Annotated in this window: 22 protein-coding genes; 11 read left to right on the forward strand and 11 right to left on the reverse strand. The window is 65.5% G+C overall.

From position 1 onward, the window contains the following. Window positions 1-20 precede the first annotated feature (20 nt). Window positions 21-833: an SDR family oxidoreductase gene (locus AC3WS7_RS15665; RefSeq protein ID WP_296472242.1), complete on the reverse strand. Its 813-nt coding sequence runs from the start codon at window positions 831-833 to the stop codon at window positions 21-23. Window positions 834-937: 104 nt separating this feature from the next. Between AC3WS7_RS15665 and AC3WS7_RS15670 the strand changes: the two genes are divergently transcribed. Next, window positions 938-1,690 carry an IclR family transcriptional regulator gene (locus AC3WS7_RS15670; protein WP_296472241.1) on the forward strand — a complete coding sequence of 251 codons (753 nt, stop codon included), beginning with the start codon at window positions 938-940 and terminating at the stop codon, window positions 1,688-1,690. Window positions 1,691-1,694: 4 nt separating this feature from the next. On the opposite strand, the gene AC3WS7_RS15675 is transcribed toward AC3WS7_RS15670, so the two are convergent. From AC3WS7_RS15675 to AC3WS7_RS15685, 3 genes are read right to left on the reverse strand one after another with little or no spacing between them, the layout of a single operon-like run. After that, window positions 1,695-2,774: an XdhC family protein gene (locus AC3WS7_RS15675; RefSeq protein WP_492657004.1), complete on the reverse strand. Its 1,080-nt coding sequence runs from the start codon at window positions 2,772-2,774 to the stop codon at window positions 1,695-1,697. A 24-nt stretch (window positions 2,775-2,798) separates the two neighbouring features. Next, window positions 2,799-3,200 carry a group II truncated hemoglobin gene (locus AC3WS7_RS15680; protein ID WP_492657005.1) on the reverse strand — a complete coding sequence of 134 codons (402 nt, stop codon included), beginning with the start codon at window positions 3,198-3,200 and terminating at the stop codon, window positions 2,799-2,801. Then, window positions 3,197-4,120, reverse strand: coding sequence for a M14 family metallopeptidase (locus AC3WS7_RS15685; RefSeq protein WP_492657006.1), 924 nt, complete (start codon window positions 4,118-4,120; stop codon window positions 3,197-3,199). Before AC3WS7_RS15685 ends, AC3WS7_RS15680 begins: the two co-directional genes overlap by 4 nt. A gap of 207 nt (window positions 4,121-4,327) precedes the next feature. Here AC3WS7_RS15685 and AC3WS7_RS15690 point away from each other — a divergent pair, with 207 nt between their 5' ends. From AC3WS7_RS15690 to AC3WS7_RS15705, 4 genes are all read left to right on the forward strand, one after another. Further along, window positions 4,328-4,543 (forward strand): hypothetical protein, encoded by a 216-nt coding sequence (locus AC3WS7_RS15690; protein ID WP_296472233.1) that lies wholly within the window; start codon window positions 4,328-4,330, stop codon window positions 4,541-4,543. A gap of 82 nt (window positions 4,544-4,625) precedes the next feature. Next, window positions 4,626-4,895, forward strand: a complete 270-nt coding sequence (locus AC3WS7_RS15695) for a MoaD/ThiS family protein (protein ID WP_296472230.1) — start codon at window positions 4,626-4,628, stop codon at window positions 4,893-4,895. 109 nt (window positions 4,896-5,004) lie between these two features. Continuing rightward, entirely contained in the window at window positions 5,005-6,102 is a 1,098-nt protein-coding gene (locus AC3WS7_RS15700; protein ID WP_492657007.1) for a WD40/YVTN/BNR-like repeat-containing protein, read from the forward strand. A 95-nt stretch (window positions 6,103-6,197) separates the two neighbouring features. Next, window positions 6,198-7,253 (forward strand): alkene reductase, encoded by a 1,056-nt coding sequence (locus tag AC3WS7_RS15705; protein WP_492657008.1) that lies wholly within the window; start codon window positions 6,198-6,200, stop codon window positions 7,251-7,253. Window positions 7,254-7,283: 30 nt separating this feature from the next. On the opposite strand, the gene AC3WS7_RS15710 is transcribed toward AC3WS7_RS15705, so the two are convergent. Together AC3WS7_RS15710 and AC3WS7_RS15715 are read right to left on the reverse strand one after the other, a co-directional pair. Continuing rightward, on the reverse strand, window positions 7,284-7,547 hold the full coding sequence (locus tag AC3WS7_RS15710; RefSeq protein ID WP_492657009.1) for a hypothetical protein: 264 nt from the start codon (window positions 7,545-7,547) through the stop codon (window positions 7,284-7,286). A 124-nt stretch (window positions 7,548-7,671) separates the two neighbouring features. After that, a complete protein-coding gene (locus AC3WS7_RS15715) occupies window positions 7,672-8,550 on the reverse strand; it encodes a TraB/GumN family protein (protein WP_492657010.1) in 879 nt (292 codons plus the stop codon). A 168-nt stretch (window positions 8,551-8,718) separates the two neighbouring features. Between AC3WS7_RS15715 and AC3WS7_RS15720 the strand changes: the two genes are divergently transcribed. The 4 genes from AC3WS7_RS15720 (at window position 8,719) to AC3WS7_RS15735 (ending at window position 11,346) form a co-directional block, all read left to right on the forward strand. Beyond that, window positions 8,719-9,819 carry an MBL fold metallo-hydrolase gene (locus AC3WS7_RS15720; RefSeq protein WP_492657011.1) on the forward strand — a complete coding sequence of 367 codons (1,101 nt, stop codon included), beginning with the start codon at window positions 8,719-8,721 and terminating at the stop codon, window positions 9,817-9,819. Continuing rightward, window positions 9,816-10,052, forward strand: a complete 237-nt coding sequence (locus tag AC3WS7_RS15725) for a hypothetical protein (protein WP_492657012.1) — start codon at window positions 9,816-9,818, stop codon at window positions 10,050-10,052. The genes AC3WS7_RS15720 and AC3WS7_RS15725 overlap by 4 nt, the downstream gene beginning before the upstream one ends. A 148-nt stretch (window positions 10,053-10,200) precedes the next feature. Then, complete coding sequence (locus tag AC3WS7_RS15730; RefSeq protein WP_492657013.1) at window positions 10,201-10,641, forward strand: hypothetical protein; 441 nt, start codon at window positions 10,201-10,203, stop codon at window positions 10,639-10,641. A gap of 90 nt (window positions 10,642-10,731) precedes the next feature. After that, complete coding sequence (locus tag AC3WS7_RS15735; protein WP_492657014.1) at window positions 10,732-11,346, forward strand: DUF938 domain-containing protein; 615 nt, start codon at window positions 10,732-10,734, stop codon at window positions 11,344-11,346. Between the two features lie 9 nt (window positions 11,347-11,355). Here the strand turns inward: AC3WS7_RS15735 and AC3WS7_RS15740 are convergent, their stop codons facing one another. Further along, a complete protein-coding gene (locus AC3WS7_RS15740; protein WP_492657015.1) occupies window positions 11,356-12,360 on the reverse strand; it encodes a 2-hydroxyacid dehydrogenase in 1,005 nt (334 codons plus the stop codon). 80 nt (window positions 12,361-12,440) lie between these two features. Between AC3WS7_RS15740 and AC3WS7_RS15745 the strand changes: the two genes are divergently transcribed. Further along, a complete protein-coding gene (locus AC3WS7_RS15745) occupies window positions 12,441-12,689 on the forward strand; it encodes a hypothetical protein (RefSeq protein WP_296472214.1) in 249 nt (82 codons plus the stop codon). 39 nt (window positions 12,690-12,728) lie between these two features. Here the strand turns inward: AC3WS7_RS15745 and AC3WS7_RS15750 are convergent, their stop codons facing one another. Further along, on the reverse strand, window positions 12,729-13,325 hold the full coding sequence (locus AC3WS7_RS15750; RefSeq protein WP_296472212.1) for a 3'-5' exonuclease: 597 nt from the start codon (window positions 13,323-13,325) through the stop codon (window positions 12,729-12,731). A gap of 44 nt (window positions 13,326-13,369) precedes the next feature. Between AC3WS7_RS15750 and AC3WS7_RS15755 the strand changes: the two genes are divergently transcribed. Continuing rightward, window positions 13,370-13,696, forward strand: coding sequence for a DUF6172 family protein (locus tag AC3WS7_RS15755; RefSeq protein WP_492657016.1), 327 nt, complete (start codon window positions 13,370-13,372; stop codon window positions 13,694-13,696). Between the two features lie 55 nt (window positions 13,697-13,751). Here the strand turns inward: AC3WS7_RS15755 and AC3WS7_RS15760 are convergent, their stop codons facing one another. Genes AC3WS7_RS15760 through AC3WS7_RS15770 form a run of 3 tightly spaced genes read right to left on the reverse strand, consistent with a single transcriptional unit; the run spans window position 13,752 to window position 17,021 of the window. Beyond that, a complete protein-coding gene (locus AC3WS7_RS15760) occupies window positions 13,752-14,444 on the reverse strand; it encodes an ankyrin repeat domain-containing protein (protein ID WP_492657017.1) in 693 nt (230 codons plus the stop codon). Beyond that, window positions 14,441-15,442: a DUF6910 family protein gene (locus tag AC3WS7_RS15765; RefSeq protein WP_492657018.1), complete on the reverse strand. Its 1,002-nt coding sequence runs from the start codon at window positions 15,440-15,442 to the stop codon at window positions 14,441-14,443. Before AC3WS7_RS15765 ends, AC3WS7_RS15760 begins: the two co-directional genes overlap by 4 nt. 28 nt (window positions 15,443-15,470) lie before the next feature. After that, a complete protein-coding gene (locus tag AC3WS7_RS15770) occupies window positions 15,471-17,021 on the reverse strand; it encodes a GGDEF domain-containing protein (RefSeq protein WP_296472205.1) in 1,551 nt (516 codons plus the stop codon). Window positions 17,022-17,047: the final 26 nt, after the last annotated feature.

A 17,047-nucleotide genomic window follows, 5' to 3' on the forward strand; every position in this document is an offset into this window, starting at 1 on the left:
GGGTGCTTGTCGTAAAAAAATCAGGGGCGCGGTGGCAGGCCCGGAATGGCCGTGGCGCCCGCTTCGCCCACGCGTGGCTTGCGCGGCTGGCCCAGCAGGATGCGGTCGTGCCAGGCGGTGGGCAGCAGGCTCAGCGCCCGCGACAACCAGCCCATGTGGCGCGGCAGCACAATCTGCTCGCGCCCACGGGCCACGGCGGCCAGCAGCGCACGTGCCGCGTCATCGGCCTCCATGAGGCCGGGCATCACAAACTGGTTGCCCGCGGTCAGTGGCGTGCGCAGGTAGCCCGGGCTCACGGTGTGCACGCGCAGGCCGCTGCCTCGCAACTCGGCACGCAGGCTCTCTAGGTAGCGAATCAGTGCACCCTTGCTCGCGCAGTAGGCGCCGTTGCCCGGCATGCCGCGCCAACCGGCCAGGCTGGCCACGCCCACCAGGCTGCCGCGGCCCTGGGCACGCATGGCGTCCAGAAATGGCTGAAACGTGGTAGCCACGCCCAGCACATTGATCTCCAGCATGCGGCGCATCACCGCCAGGTCGTCGGCCTGGGCGGTGTCAAAACCCCCAGCTACGCCGGCATTGGCAATCAACAAGTCGGGCACGCCAAAGCGGCCGACCCAGTCCTGTGCACAGGCCTGCATGGCCTGCGGGTCGGCCACATCGGGCGTGTAAATGGCACAGCGGTAGGGGGCGGTGGCGGCCAGCGCCTCCAGCGCAGGATGGTTCAACCCCACCAGCGCCACCACCGAGCCCTGGGCCAGCAACTGGCGCGCCAGCGCCTGGCCCAGGCCGCCGCAAGCGCCAGTGAGAACCGTGTTTTGGAAGGGAAGTGGCATGCGGGGACTGGTGTATCAACAATGCCACGAGCATAATCAGCGCAGTTTTTTGTCTCAGATATTTATAGTTATTTGTCTCGAATTCCGGAACCAACATCCAAGCCATGGACAAACCCACGCCCGCCCTGCGCATGTTTGAGTTGCTGGACCTGGTCTGCGCCACGGGCCAGCCCTTCAGTCTGGCCGACGCCGTGCGCAGCAGCGGTTGGCCCAAGCCCAGCGTGCACCGCATGCTGGCGCAGCTGGAAGCCGGGGGCCTGGTCACGCGCGAGCCCGGCGGCCGCCTCTATGCGCCCGCCGCCCGGCTGGTGCGCCTGGCCGAGAACGTGCTGAGTGCCGACACGCGCCGCGGCGTGCGCCACGCGGTGCTGCGCCAGCTGGTGAGTGTGGTGGGCGAGAGCTGCAACCTCACAGCCCTGAGCGGCACCGACGTGATGTACCTGGACCGGGTGGAGTCGGCCTTTCCGCTGCGCATGGAACTCAAGGCCGGCACGCGTGTCCCCATCCACTGTTCGGCCAGTGGCAAGCTGTTTCTGGCGTATATGACCGAACAGGCGCGTGCGGCCCTGCTGGACAGCCTGCCCCTGCCCCGCTACACCGCCACCACCCTGACCCAGCGCCAGGCGCTGGAAGACGAGCTCGCACAGATCGTGCGCCAAGGCTATGCCGTGGATGCGGAAGAGTTTGTGGACGGTCTGGTGTGTGTGGCCGTACCCGTGCTGCAAGCTGGCAGCCGCGCGGTGCGCACGGCCGTGGCGCTGCAGGCGCCAGCCGCCCGCATGCCGCTGCAGCAAGCCTTGCAACATGTGCCCCAACTGCTGGAGGCGGCTACGGCCCTGGGCCGCACGCTGGCCTGATCTGTCAGGGTTGCGGCACGCCGCAGCCCCTAGTGCCGGGGTCGTTGTGGGCGATGGCCAATTCGTCCTTGGCATGGGACACCGCCATGTCGCGCGGCAAGGTCACCCCGTTTTTGACGGCCAGTATTTCCGCCATCACGCTAACCGCAATCTCGGGCGGTGTCTTGCTGCCGATGTAAATGCCAATGGGGCCGCGCAGACGGGCCAGCGTTTGGGGCGTCTGTGCCAGGTGTTCCAGCATGCGTTGGCGGCGGGCCGCGTGGTTGCGGCGCGAGCCAATGGCACCGATGTAGAAGGCGTCCGACTGCAGCGCTTCCAACAGCGCCAGATCGTCCAGCTTGGGGTCGTGCGTGAGCGCAATCACACAGCTGCGGCTGTCGGGCTTGAAAGCCGTCACCACCTCATCAGGCATGCCGCTGCTGACCGTCACGCCGGGCACGGCCCAGGCACCGCGGTACTCCTCGCGCGGGTCACACACCGTCACGGCAAAACCGCTGAACTGCGCCATGGTCGCCACATACTCGCTGAGCTGCCCGGCACCGATGATGAGCAGGCGGTATTCCGGCCCAAAGGTGTTGGCCAGTTCTGCATCCGAGACAGCCAGTGCCGCCGGAGTGCTGGCAGGTTGCAAGCCCACCACGCCATCGGCCAGTCGCACCGTGCGCCGCACCAGCTGACCTTGCTCCAGGCGCACCACCAGCTCTGCCAGGCAGGTGGCGTCAGGGTCGAACTCCAGCAGCAGCTCCAGCGTGCCACCACAGGGCAGGCCAAAGCGGTGTGCCTCGTCGGCGGTGATGCCATACTTCACGCGCTGCGGCGGGCCGCTGGGAATCTGCTGCACGCCATCGCTGGGCGCCGCCCCATCGGACGCGTAGGCCCGCGTGAAACGAAAAATCAAATCGTCCTCAATACACCCGCCCGACACCGAACCAATCACCGCGCCATCCTCGCTCAGCGCCATGATGGACCCCACGGGCCGCGGCGACGAGCCCCAGGTGCGCACCACCGTGGCCAGCAGCGCGCGCCGTCCGGCTTGGCGCCAGCCGCACAGGGCCCGCAAGACCATCACATCAAGGTTTTCCATGGCGCTCAAGTATTGCGGTGCGGCTCACGCCCCCACATTGCGCATCCAGTCTGCCGTCTGAAAAAACGAGGTCTTGAGCCGCTCGCGCAGTTCGACAGGAACACCGGTGTCGCCCATGGCCTGGTCCATGCAGGCCAGCCATTGGTCGCGCTCCAGAATGCCGATCTTGAAAGGCATGTGCCGCGCCCGCAGCCGCGGGTGGCCAAAACGCTCCACAAAATAATCCGGACCGCCGAGCCAGCCACACAAAAACCAGAATAGGTGGTCTCGTGCCTTGTCCAGCGAGCTGCCATGCGCGGCCCGCAATTCGGTGTAGCCGGGCTCCAGATCCATCAGGTCGTAAAAACGGTCCACCAGGCTGCGGACCACGGGTTCACCACCTATCCATTCAAACGGGGTGCGGGCTTCGTTGGGGGTATCGCTCATGCCGTTTTATAGCCCACAAACTCCACCGCCGCACACACGGCGGCCACCTGCGCGGCAACGCACTGCTCGGGCGTGGCGCAGGGGCTGTCAGGGTAGACCTCGGTGGTACTGGTGTAGCGCGCACCGCTGATGCTGGCGCACAGACCCAGTTCTTTCATGGCGTAGTGGATCACACCGTGCGCCACCAGCGGCGAGCCGATGATGCCGCCCTGCGTGTCTGCCGGAGCGATATGGGTGACGCGCTGTACCGCGTCGATGATGGCCTGCTGGAACACGGGCTGGGGGTTGGCGCTGTCGTCCACCAGATAAAAGCCGTCCGGGATGGTGCCGGGCTCGAACGGTTTGCCGTCACGGGCGGCCACGGCGGGGCGGTATTCAGTCTCGTCGGTGTCGGTGGTTTCGTGCAGGTCGATGTGGGCGGCAAACTGGCCGTACAGCGGTGTCACCAGGCGCAAGAGTGCCGCGCTCTCTTGCGCGGGGCTGTCCGCGCGGAAGTTGCGGTTGGGGTCCAGCGCGTCATGGTTCCAGCGCTGGATGCGCTCATACGCCCAGGGACTCACACACGGTGCCACCAGCAGGTTCACCCGGTCTGCGTAGGTGGCGGCGTGCGCGTCCACAAAACGCAGCGCACCGTGCACACCGCTGGTCTCGTAGCCATGCACGCCACCGGTCACCAGCACGCTGGGCAGCGCGGCATTCCAGTGGCGGCTGCGGATGGCCATGAGCGCAAAACGCTCGTCCCCGTAGACCACCTCGCCATAGGTGTCCACGTCAAAACGGTCGCGCAGATCCGCGACCGCCCGCAGCACATCGTCGGCATAACTGCGCTGGCGCACCTGGCGTGCGCGCCACTGGGCGCGCTCTGCGGGGCCCCATGCCTGACCGGGGCTGCCTATTGGGTAAAAGTGGGAGATTTGCATAGGAGCAGCATGGTACATGGGCCACAATTTGCTCCTGTATTTATAGCTACTCGCGCAATATCCATAAGCTCTATAGGCATTTTTTATACATAAAGCCCAATACCTCTGCGGCCTGCAGCGCCCCGGGGAAACAGCAGGTCGCGGCTTTGTCCGACATACCGCGCGGCGCGGCGGGCGCGTAATGGGTCTTTCACCCTAGGAGCCCCCATGACCCAACACGCCACCGTAACGGACCACGTGACCTACCGCCCAGGCGATGGTGCCCCTCTGCAGATTCCACTGGGGCCCATACAGGTGGAGCTGGCGGCAGACAGCGCCACACTGAGCTGGACCGACGAAAACGGCAACGCGGGCCTGACAGCGATTCCGCTGACACAGTACAAGGAATACGTGCAGCAAAAACGCATCACAGTGCAAGCCTGATGCTGCCCAGGCAGTGAAGCGACCAGGTCTTGCCAACTGGCCCTGCGATGGCAATACTGCAGCCCTTGAACAAAGGGAAGCCATGGTGAAGGTGGAGTTTGCAGCCAGCTTGCGTCGCCACGTGGAATGCGCGCCGCAACGTGTGGCGCCCGGCAGCCTGCGCGCTGTATTGGATGCCGCGCTGGCTGCCGCACCCGGCCTGCGTCACTATGTGTTGGACGACCAAGGCCATATCCGTAAACATGTGGCGGTGTTCATCAACAAGACCATGGTGATGGACCGGCAAACCCTCAGCCAGCCGTTGGCCAGCGGCGACAGCGTGCTGGTGATTCAGGCCCTGACCGGCGGCTAGGACATGGCCCCACGCTTGCTTCTTTGTGCACTGCGCTCCCTCCGGAGAGGAACCGCGTTTCACCTTGGGGCGGCCAGGCCGTAAAAGCAGTTCATCGGAGACATAAGCTATGCAAACACTGTTGGTAGCCAGCCGCAAAGGCTTGTTTGTGGTGCGCGGCCAGGGCGCGCAATGGGCGGTGGTGGGCCACCACTTTGCGGGTGACCCGGTCACCCAGGTGCTGGCCGACCCACGTACCGGCCACTGGTGGGCCGCGCTGCGCATGGGCCACTTTGGCGTGAAGCTGCGCAAGAGCACCGACCAGGGCGCCAGCTGGACCGAGATCGCGGCGCCCGCCTTCCCGCCCAAGCCCTCCAGCGGCCCGCTGGCCGACGACCCCACGCCCTGGAATGTGGACCTGGTCTGGGCGCTCACCCCGGGCAGCGCCGACCAGCCCGGCACACTGTGGGCCGGCTGCATGCCGGCGGGGCTGTTCAAGTCGGAGGACGGGGGCGCCAGTTGGGAACTTTGCACCGCGCTGTGGGAGGACCCGCGCCGCCCGGGCTGGTTTGGTGGTGGCAATGACTTTCCGGGCATGCACTCGGTGCTGGTGGACCCGCGCGATCCGCAGCACATCACGGTGGCCATCTCCTGCGGCGGTGTGTGGCAAACGCAGGACGGTGGTGCCAGCTGGGCGCTCACGGCGACAGGCATGACGGCCGACTACCTGCCTGCCGACAACGCCGACGACCAGAACACCCAAGACCCGCACCGCGTGGTGCAATGCGCAGCCCAGCCCGAAGTGCTGTGGGCGCAGCACCACTGCGGCATCTACCGCAGCGCCAACGGCGGGCAGCAGTGGGAGCGCATCACGGCGCCGGCACCGTCGGGTTTTGGTTTTGCCGTGGCCTGCGACCCGCAAGACCCGCTGCGCGCCTGGCTGGTGCCGGCGCAGGCGGACACGCACCGCTACCCGGTGGACGGCCGGATGGTGGTGAACCGCACCGACGACGGCGGCAAGACCTTCAGGACGTTTGGCGCCGGCCTGCCGCAAGCGCATGCGTACCATCTGGTGTACCGGCATTGCCTGGAACTGGCCACCGACCGCCAGACCCTGGCCATGGCGTCCACCACCGGCGGCCTGTGGGTCAGCGCCGATGCGGGCGAACACTGGCACACCGTGAGCCAGGACCTGCCGCCCGTGGCCGCACTGGGCTTTGTACCCTGAACTACCCCACTTTCCAGTAACCCCACCGCCCTCGGTGTATTCGGCGGGTGGTACCTTCTCGGCCCTTGTTGTCTCACTCTCTGGACTTAATTTCCATGCTTTTTAATCCCCTGCAAGTTGGCGCGCTGACCCTTCCCAACCGTTTTGTGCTGGCCCCGCTGACGCGCACCCGCGCGGGCACCGAGCACCAGCCCAACGACCTGATGGCCGAGTACTACGCACAGCGTGCCAGCGGCGGCCTCTTGATTACCGAATGCACCATGGTGGTGGAGGGCACGTCGGCCTTTGTGGCCGAGCCCGGCATCTACTCCGCAGAACAGATTGAAGGCTGGAAGAAGACCACCGCCGCCGTGCACGCCAAGGGCGGGCGCATCTTCATGCAGATCTGGCACGCGGGCCGCGCCGCGCACCCCGGCATCAACGGCGGCCAACGCACCGTTTCCAGCAGCGCCACCGCCATTGAGGGCGAGATCCACACGCCCGCTGGCAAGGTGCCCCACGCCGTGCCCCACGCGCTCAGCACCGACGAGATTGCCACCATCGTGGCGGCCTTTGCACAGGGCGCGAAGAACGCCATCGCAGCCGGTTTTGACGGGGTGGAAGTGCATGGCGCCAATGGCTACCTGATTGACCAGTTCCTGCGCGACGGCTGCAACCAGCGCACCGATGGGTATGGCGGCTCTGTGGAAAACCGGGCGCGCTTTTTGTTCGAGGTGTTGACGGCCGTGAGTGCGGCGATTGGCTCGGAGCGTGTGGGCCTGCGCCTGTCGCCACTGAACAGCTACAACAGCATGAAGGACAGCGACCCCGTGGGCCTGACTGCCTACCTGGCCGAGAAGCTCAACGACTTCAAACTGGCCTACCTGCACCTGATGCGGGCTGACTTCTTTGGCGTGCAAACCGGCGACGTGATGACGGTGGCCCGCGAGAAATACAAGGGCGTGCTGATGGGCAATATGGGCTACAGCGCAGAAGAAGCGGCGCTGGCCATTCAGGAAGGGAAGCTGGATGCGGTCGCGTTTGGCAATACCTACATCGCCAACCCCGACCTGCCAGAGCGCATCAAGGCCGGGGCGGCGCTCAATGCGCCAGACAGCAGCACCTACTATTCGCCCGGTGCCAAGGGCTACACCGATTACCCCACGATGTAAGGGGAGCAGGCGGTCGGCCTGCGCGAAGGCTTACAGGCCTTCGTGGCGGTCGGCGGCGGCGAACAGGTCGTTCGCAAATTCAGGGTCCGCGCCCTGGATTTGCGCAGCGTAGGTGCGCAGTTCTTCGGCTTCCTGGTATGCGGTCTTGGCTGCAGCGGGCTTGGCACCCAGGGCCGCTTGCCACACGGCAACTGCCAGGGCCTGACCGGCTGCCAGCAGGGCTTGCAGGGACGCACCCACGGTGGGCTGGGCGCTGGAAGGCAGGGAGAGGCTGTTCAGAGTGGTGCTGGCCATGGTGGGCTCCTAGAAAGTAAAAACAACTGATGTTGCACTGCAGTATAGGGTAAACCCTATACATCAATCAAGGGTTTACCCTAGGCTCCTGTTGCTTTAGTTAGACAGTCAGCCCTAAGTCGGGCTAAGGCAGGCGCTCCACCCGGTAGCCCTTGCCGGCCAGCAGGTGCACCACACCGTCGCTGCCCACCAGATGCAGCGCGCCTACCACCACCAGCACGTTGTCGCGGGCCTTGTCCCGCAGCAGGGCTTCGAGCTGCGGCAGCCAGACCTTGTTGCGGTCCACATTCACACGCTGGTAGAGCACGGGGTACTGGTCACGCATCTCGGCCAGTGCCGCGCGCTCCAGTGCGCTGGCGTCGCCCTGGCGCCAAGCGGTGTGCAGCGCTTCAAACAGCGCCTTGAAGTCGCCAATCTCGCGCAGCGTGTCTTGCAGATAGGCGTCTTGCAGCGTGCCGTCCAGGCTGTCGAGCATGGCAATCTGGGCCTCGGCCGTTTCCAGGCCCTGCGTGGGTTTGCCGGCTTGGGCGGCGCGCTCCATCAGGTGCTGGTCCAGCCCCAGCGCGGGGTTCAGGCCCAGCTTCTGGCTTTCCGTCAGTGCCAGCAGCATGGCCACAAACCAGGGTTTCAGGCCTTGCAGGCTGGCCACGTCCATCTGGTTCTTGGCCGCGTAGCGCTGCAGCGCCCGCCAGGTGGCTGGCGACACGGCTTGCTGCAGGGTCTTGCCATCGGTGCGCGTGGCGGCCTGCATCATCCGGGCGGGCAAGGCGGGGTCAGCCATCTCGCGCGGCGCCACTTCAAAATAAACCTGCTGTACATCGGCCAGCGCGGCACCCACGCTGGGGGCCAGCGGGTAGTCGCTGGGCTTGAGCATGTGAAAAGAACCCAGCAGGTAGATGCTGTTGTCAGCGTCACTCACCTTCCACAGCATCGGCACGGGGGCCTGCGCCCATGCCAGGGTGGTGCACAGTGCCCACAGCCAAACCAGTACGATTTTTTTCATCACCACACCCACCACAGCAGAAAGCCAGAAGCATACGGGCAAGCGCCACCGCCTGGATTGCTATTGTTTCAGTAGCTGCTTGCGCATATTCCATAAGGGTTAGAGGCCAATTTGGCACTTAAACTCAAGCCGCATACACTGCGCGCAAACCACACAGGGAGTCTGTCCATGCACCGCACCGTCCAGTTTTTGAAGTGGCTGACCGGGTTTGCCGTGCTGCTGGCACTGCTCACCTGGGGCACGCTGCAGCTGCCCACCTTTGGCGGCACCTTCGAAGGCGCACGTCTGCAGCGCATGCAGCAGTCGCCCCAGTTCCAGCATGGCCGCTTTGAGAACACGCCACCGTACGTCAGCCATATGTCGCTCGCCCGCGAGCTGCACGACTACCTGGGCGAACAAGTGCGCGAGCCCACCTTTGAAGTGCCGGTGGTGAAGATGCGGGCCGAGCAGCTTGATGCCCCCGCAGCCCCTGGCCTGCGCAGTTGGTGGCTCGGCCACGCCAGTGTGCTGGTGGAACTGGACGGTGTGCGCATCCTGACCGACCCGGTGCTGTCGCTGCGGGCTTCGCCCTTCCAGTGGATAGGCCCCAAGCGCCTGCACCCGGCGCCGCTGCCACTGGAACAGTGGAAGAACATTGACGCCGTGGTGATCTCCCACGACCACTTTGACCACCTGGACAGGGACACCATCCGCCACCTGGCGCAAGGTGGCACCCACATCTATGCGGGCCTGGGCATTGGCGCGCACCTGGCGCGCTGGGGCGTGCCTGCCGCGCAGATCCACGAGATGGACTGGTGGGAGCAAGCCAGCATCAAGGGCGTGACCATCCACTGCACGCCAGCGCGCCACTACTCGGGCCGCACCAGCATGGACAACTCCACGTTGTGGGCTTCGTGGATGGTGAAAGGACCCGCGCATTCGATGTACTACAGCGGCGACACCGGCTACGCCGGGCACTTCAAAGCCATCCGCGACAAGCTGGGCGCACCGCAACTGGCCCTGGTCAAAGTGGGCGCCTATGGCGACACCTGGATGGACATTCACATGGCCCCCGAGTCTGCGGTGCAAGCCGCGCGGGACCTGGGTGCCACCACCCTGCTGCCGGTGCACTGGGCCACCTTCAACCTGGCCTACCATGACTGGGCCGAGCCCGCCGTGCGCACCCTGGCCGCGGCCCAAACGGCCGGCGTGCAAACCGTGCTGCCCCGCGTGGGCGAACCCGTTGTCTTCGGCCAGCCCTTCATCAACCAGCCTTGGTACCGCCCGTGACCGAACTCCACCTCATCCCCGTGAACGCCGATGTGCACAGCGTGCACACGCCCGACGGCGCCCACGTGGGCAACCTCAAGCGCATCGGAACGGTGTGGAAGTTCAAGGCCGTGGGCTACGACGCCCGCGGTGGCGTGGAGCCCGGCGGCGGCCCACTGACCGAGCAGCACAACATGGTGTTTGATACGCCCGACGCGCAGGCCGTGAGTGCGCGGCTGGGCTGCGGGCTGTAGCCCTGCAGCCCGCGCCTCTACAATAGCGGCGGGCTTGCAGGACGCCCGCCTCGCAAAAGCCGAAGCACCTGCATCGCAAGCACCCCGCTTGCATACCCCCTCCTCACTGGCCCACTGCGAGAACGGCCAATTGTTCCAAGGAGTCGGTATGCACATTTCCAGCATTCCACAACACACCAGCCCCTGCGCGCTGGACCTGGCCTTGCGCCAGGCCCGCCTGCTGCACCGCGCCGCCCAGACCGGCACGCTCACGCAGGCGCTCCCCGCCTTGCGGCGTGCGCACAACGCGGGCCTGTTTTCCGAGTTATCACTCAGCAACCTGTACCGCCAGCGGCACCTGCTGCAGCGCAAGCATTTCTTGCGCACCCTGGCGGCGGAGGCGGGCCACGCCAGTTGGGCCGAGTATCTGCCCACACTGCGTGCGCAGGCTGCGCATGACTTTGCGCACTACACCACGGGCCGCGAATACGGCTACCCCAACGCCTGGTTCAGCACCCACGCGGAGGCTGCGGCCTACGCGGCCGAGCACGGTGGCAAGGTAGTGCGCTACGGCCAGCAGGCCATGGTGCAAGCACCGATGCCACACTAGCACCGCTATCGTTTCAGGAGCTGCTGGCGCTTGTTCTACGGGGGCTAGCAGCTCTTTTGACGCATAAACCCGGCCCGCTATCATTGCCCCATGGCCCAACCCGACTTCAGCCCCTCTGCCGAACGCAACAAACAGCCCATCCTGGAAGCGCTGCAGACTTTTCTGCCCGCGCAGGGCACGGCGCTGGAAATTGCCTCGGGCACCGGCCAGCATGTGGTGTGGCTGGCGCAGCACCTGCCGCTGTGGACCTGGCAGCCGACCGAGGTGCACCCCGGCGCGCTCTACAACATCGAGGTGCGCGCCACCGAGGCGGACCTGGCCAATGTGAACGTGGCGCTGCCGCTGGATGTATGCAAGACGCCCTGGCAACTGGAAGACACGCCGTTTGACCTGATCCTGTGCATCAACATGCTGCACATCGCGCCCTGGGAGGCCTGCACCGCGCTGATGCGCGGTGCCGCCACGCACTTGGCGCCGGGCGGCAAGCTGGTCACCTACGGCCCCTACTTCGAAGCCGGAGTGGTACCCACACAAAGCAATCTGGACTTCGACCAGAGTCTGCGCACGCATGATGCGAGTTTTGGCATTCGCCAGCTGGATGATGTGCAGGAACAGGCGGGCTTGGCCGGTCTGCAACTGCTGGCGCGCCACGCGCTGCCGGCCAACAACCTGCTGCTCGTCTGGGGCCGTGCCCCGGCCCACTGAGCGTCCAACTTAGACGACGCGCTCCACCGACACCGGGTGGCGCGGCTGGCCCGTGGCTGCAAAGCTGCTGATGTTGTCCAGCGTGGTGCGGGCAATGGCAGCCAGCGCATCTTCGGTAAAAAACGCCTGGTGCCCGGTGACCACCACATTGGGAAAGGTAAGCAGACGGGCAAACACATCGTCCTGAATCGCTGCGCCCGAGAGGTCACGAAAGAACAAGTCGCCCTCCTCCTCGTACACATCCAGCCCCAGGGCGCCCAGTTGCCCGCTCTTCAATGCCTCAATGGCGGCGCGGGTGTCCACCACCGCGCCACGGCTGGTGTTGACCAGCATGGCGCCGCGCTTCATGCCGGCAAAAGCCGCCGCGTCAATCAGGTGATGGGTCTGCGGCGTGAGTGGACAGTTCAGGCTCACTACATCGCTGCGCGCCAACAGCTCGGGCAGCGGCACGTACAACACGCCCAGGGCCACACAGGCCGGGTTGGGCTGCGGGTCTGCCGCCAGCAGCGTGCAGCCAAAGCCGGTCATCAGGCGGCAAAAGGTTTCACCAATGCGGCCCGTACCCACCACACCGATGGTGCGGCCATGCAGGTCAAAACCCAGCAGGCCATCCAGCGCAAAGTTGCCCTCGCGCACACGGGCGTAGGCGCGGTGGATTTTCCGGTTGAGCGTGAGCACCAGCGCCAGCGTGTGCTCGGCCACGGCGTAGGGCGAATATTCAGGCACACGGGCTACGGCCATGCCCAGCTCGGCCGCAGCCGCCAGGTCCACCTGGTTGAAGCCGGCGCAGCGCAGCACCACCAGGCGCACGCCCAGCGCATGCAGGGCCTGCAGCACTTCGCGCGGTAGCTGGTCGTTCACAAATACACACACCGCGTCGGCCCCGGCTGCGGTGGCTACGGTGCTGGTGTCCAGCCGCACGTCCAGAAAGGTCCACTGGTGCGGCGTGCCCTGTGCGGCAGCGCTGAGGGCGGCCCGGTCATAAGGGCGGGTGCTGTAAACGGTGATGTGCATGGCAGGCTCGGTGGGAGGGGGTGTCATCCATCTTACGGCTGGCTGGGTTAACCTCGCCGCCTCAGCCACCAAGGAAACTTATGAAAAAACTCCACGTCACCATCAAACTCGAAATGTCCGTACCTGACGAATGGGAGCTGGTCGAAACCTCGGAAGGCACACCCGTGCTCAAGTTGCCCAACGGCCAGTTTCTGGACGTAGCCATCGAACCCCTGTTTGCCACCAACCCCGAAGAAACCTGGGCCAGCACCGAGAGCGAAGACGAGCTCAACGACATCCTGGACATGGTGGAGAGCGAGGAAGTGGCCTACGAATTCGTGGTGCACTAAGCCCCACCAACCCACCGGACCTGGCCTCAGACCAGAGCTTTAGGCCAGGTCCAGCGCGTGGAACACGCGGATGGCGGCATACGCGTCATTCGCGGCGTACACCAGCTGCGACTCACTCAGCCGCGCATTGGCCCAGTTGCTGGTGGCGGCTTTTTTGGACTTCATGAAGCGCTGCTTGAACAGCACGGCCACTGCGCCCTTCACGCCCATGTCCTTGCGGTAACCGCGCTCGCGGAACACCGTGTTGAGCTCCAGAATGCCCTGGGGCTGCACCCCCAGCTTGCTCACAATGCGTTTCTTGTCATCGCCCAGGCCAAAGCCGGCCTTGGCAATGCCGCCCAGGGCCAGCAACTCGGCCGCCACAGCGCTGCAGGCGGGGTCCATCAACTGAAACACCCAGGCGCGCTCTGGCGTGGCCAGCTGCAGGATGTGCGGCCCGTCGGACACATCGCCCACCTTGAAGGTGGGTTTGGATTCGGTGTCAAAGCCCCAGGCGGGGGTGTCGGTCAAGGCCGCATAGGCCTCTTTGGCCTCTGCGCCCGTGCTCACCAGAGTGATGCGGTCGAGCCCCAGGCGCTCGAACGGCGGCAATAGGGCAATGGTGTCTTTGTCGGGGGTGGGGTGGCGTTCCTGCATGGGGCGTATCATCGCCCACCCGCCTTTGTTGGCCCAGGACCCCCATGAAAAAGACATTTCCCCTTGCCGTAGAAGGCAAACACCCTGAGCGCCTGCTCGAAGCCACCAAGCACGAAATCCGCAAATATGTGAAACGCGAGCGCCGCCGCGACCTGCCCGAAGGCGTGGACTTTTGGGACTTTGACTGCCGTTTTGGCCCCACCGAAGACGCCGCCCAGAGCGCCCACCTGGCCGAAATCACCAAGCTGATTGACGCCGTGGTGCAGAGTGGCGGTACGCAGTTTTATGTAGAAATTCTGGCCAAGCATGGCGTGCGCAAGGCACGTGACCCGAGCGAAGCGCCCACCGCGGGCGACTTTCTGGAAGAGTAAGCGCTCCCAGCGCTGGCACCGCTCTGGGCGGCCAGTGCACCGATGTACATCCCCATCAGCGGCCTCCGGCGTCGCGCAGCAGCTCCGCCACATGCACCTGCTTGCGGGCCAGCGCGTGCTGCAAGGGGGTTACGCCCTGGGCATCGGCCAGGTTCACATCGGCCTTGGCCGCAATCAGCATGCGCACGATTTCGGCATGCGCCAGCCCGCCATCGCCCAGGATCACGGCCTCCAGCAGCGCGGTCCAGCCCAGATTGTTGACGTGGTCTACCGCAATCCGGGTGGTGAGCAGCAGGCGCACGGTATCCACATGGCCGTAGTGGCAGGCCGGAATCAGGGCGGTGCCGCCGTAGCGGTTGGTGCTGGCCAAATCGGCACCTGCGGCCAAGGTGGCCTGCACGATGTCGGTGTAACCACTGGCACTGGCCAGCAGGAAGGCACTGTCTTGCTGCGCATCCTGCGCATTCACATTGGCACCGCGGGAGACCAGCAGACGCACCACATCCACATGGTTGCCCTGCGTGGCGGCCAGCACGGGCGTGGCGTTGCGGCTGCGCGCCGTGTCCGCGCGCGATTCAATTGGCGCCCCACCGTCCAGCAGCACCAGCACCTTGCCCCACTGCCCACGCGCCGCTGCGTCCACCAGGGCGGGGCTGTTGCCGGTCAGGTGGACCGGCTGGGCAAACGTGATCGGAAGGTTGAGCAACCAAAGGGCAGCAAACGCGGCGTGGCGGCGGTGCAATGTCATGCTTGTGTGTCCTTGTCCTGGGGCAGGCGCAGCTGCAACAGCTGCGCGGCCTGTTGGGGGTCGTCGGGGTCGGTCACCATGGTAAACACCCAATCGCTGCCATCGGACAGCACGGCAAGGCCTTCCACCTTGGGTGCACCGTGCAAGAGATGCACCTGCCGCACCTGGCCGTCGGGCAACACGATACCAACCGCACTGGCCACACAGGCACCATCCGCATAGCTGTCGTCCGAGCTCTCGGCCACGGCAGCAAAAGCCCAAGCACCGCCGTGCAACGGTGTGCCGTCGGTCAGCGTGAGCGGCACACCGTCCACATGCCCCAGGTCCATCCGTTGCACGCTTTTGGCGGCGGGTGGCTGGGGCTGCAGGCCTGCCAGCCAGGGCGCAATCTGGTTCCAGTCGTAACGGATGCAGGCGCTGTGGGGGTCCGCCAGGTTGCCACGCTGCAAGAGCAGCAGCTCACCGCTGACCACCAGCGCGCCCTCGATATTGAGGTCTGCAAAACGCTTGTGCAGCGGCGCATAGAGTCCGCCCAGATCCAGCGTAGCCATACGGCCATTAGGTTGGCCCGCCACGTCCAGCGCCACCAGCACACCGGTTTCTCGGTTGGGCCGCGAGCCCGAGCCCAGGGCCAGCAGTGCGCCCGCCGGACAACCCGGCAAAGGGGGCAACAGGGCCAAACTCTCCAAATCCGGTTTGGCCGCCTTGCGCTGCTTTTTGCCCTGAGGCAGTTCGCCGTCCAGCAGGCGCAACAAGCGGCCGGGTGCGGCTGCAGGCGTGGGGCTGCCGCAGTCGTCAAACTGGCCCAGATGCAACTCGTCGTCAGCCACCACATACAGGCGCTGGCGCACACGCACCAGGCCGCTGGCCGCGCTCAGGTGGGCCATGCCGCGGGGGTGCTGCGCCGGATCGATCTGCAGGGTGTGCAGCAGTGTGGGGTGCAAGGGGGCGGACAGTGTGGCGGGCGTGGCCATGGGCGCTTTCAGGAGTTGCGGCATGGTACAGGCTGGGGCCTGCACCGACGCCTCAGGCCAGCATTGCGCGTCGCTTGCCCGCTTGCTTGGCGCGGTACAGGGCTTGGTCAGCCGCCAGCGCCAGGGTTTTGGTGTCGGAGCCGTGGCGCGGAAACAGTGCCACTCCCGCGCTAGCCGACACCGGTGCCAGCACTTGCGGGTAAGGCTCCGAGAGCGCCGAAACAATGCGCTCTGCCGTGTCCATCGCTGCGACCTGGTCCACCTCGCTGAGCAGCAGAATGAATTCATCCCCGCCAATGCGCGCCACAATGTCCGAGGCGCGAATGGCGGTCTGGATACGCTGCGCGACCGCTTTGAGCACCTCATCCCCCGTCGCATGGCCCTGGGTGTCGTTCACGGTCTTGAAGCCGTCCAGGTCCACCGCCACCACGGCAAGGGTGTGGCCTCGCCGCTGGGCAAAGGCCAGACTCCGTTCGGCCACTTCGTCAAACAACAACCGGTTGGGCAACCCTGTCAGCGCATCGTGTTGGGCAAAAAATTTGACCTGCTTCATGGCCAGCGAAGCCTGCACCAGTGCGGCGCCCACCGCCTCGGCCTCTTGGAGGCGCATGGTGGGCAAGGCCACTTCTTCGCCATGGCTCAGGGCTTGGGCAGCGTCGTTCAGTTCACGTACCGAGGCCAGCACACGCAGGGAAATGGCGCGTGCCAACCACAGGCCCAAACCATACGCCGCCAGAATGCCGCCCAGTACCCACCCCAGATGGGAGAGAAGATCTTGCATCAACACGGCGCGGGGGGCACCCACCACCACACGCCAGCGCCAGGCCTTGGAGGTGGTGTAGGCCGTGAACACCGGCACACCGTCCTTGGTCTCTGACAGCAGGGTGTCGCTGTCACGCAGCGCCATGGCCGCCAGCAGCTCGGGCACAGCAGACTGGCCAAGATAACGCCCCGCATCACGCGAACGCCCCACAATATGGCCACTGCTGTCGAGCACCGCCACCAGCCAGCCCGTTGGCAAATGCTGCTGCCCCAGCAGCGTCTGGATGCGTGCGGGGTCCAAACCGATGTTGAGCACGTAGGGAACCCGGTCCCCCACCTTCACCGGGACCCCCATGGCCACCGCCTGACGGCGGGCCACAGGCCCCATAAACAGGTCGGTCAGCACGCTGGTTTGTTCGGTGAATGCGCGCGCGAGCTGCGGCGGAGTCCCGGTAGTGGGCAGGGGGGCGCCCCAGGGGCGCAGGGTGTTGAGCAGCTGGTGCCCTTGCACATCGGTCAGGATGTAGTTGTAGGCCAGCCCCGTGCCCAGGGTGTTGGTGGCGCGCTGGTAAAAGCCACGCAGGTCGCCATCGACGAGTTCCGGCGCCGTGGCCATGACCTTGAGGACGGATTCGATGGAGGCCAGATCGCGCTCCAGGTCAGCCAGAACCGACAGGCCCAACAACACCGTTTGTTGCTCCACCTGCTCGCGGCGCAACTGGTAGGTGGAATAGGTCAGCAGGGCACTCACCAGTGTGGCCGGCAGCACACACACAAAGACCAGCAGCCTCAAGTTGCTGCGCAACGAGTAAGGTCGATCCGACAGCTTGAACAGCAGCATGTAGTGGTGCCTGACTCTTGGTTTCC

The sequence above is a fragment of the Rhodoferax sp. EU05-FHT12H12 genome, assembly GCF_058791215.1.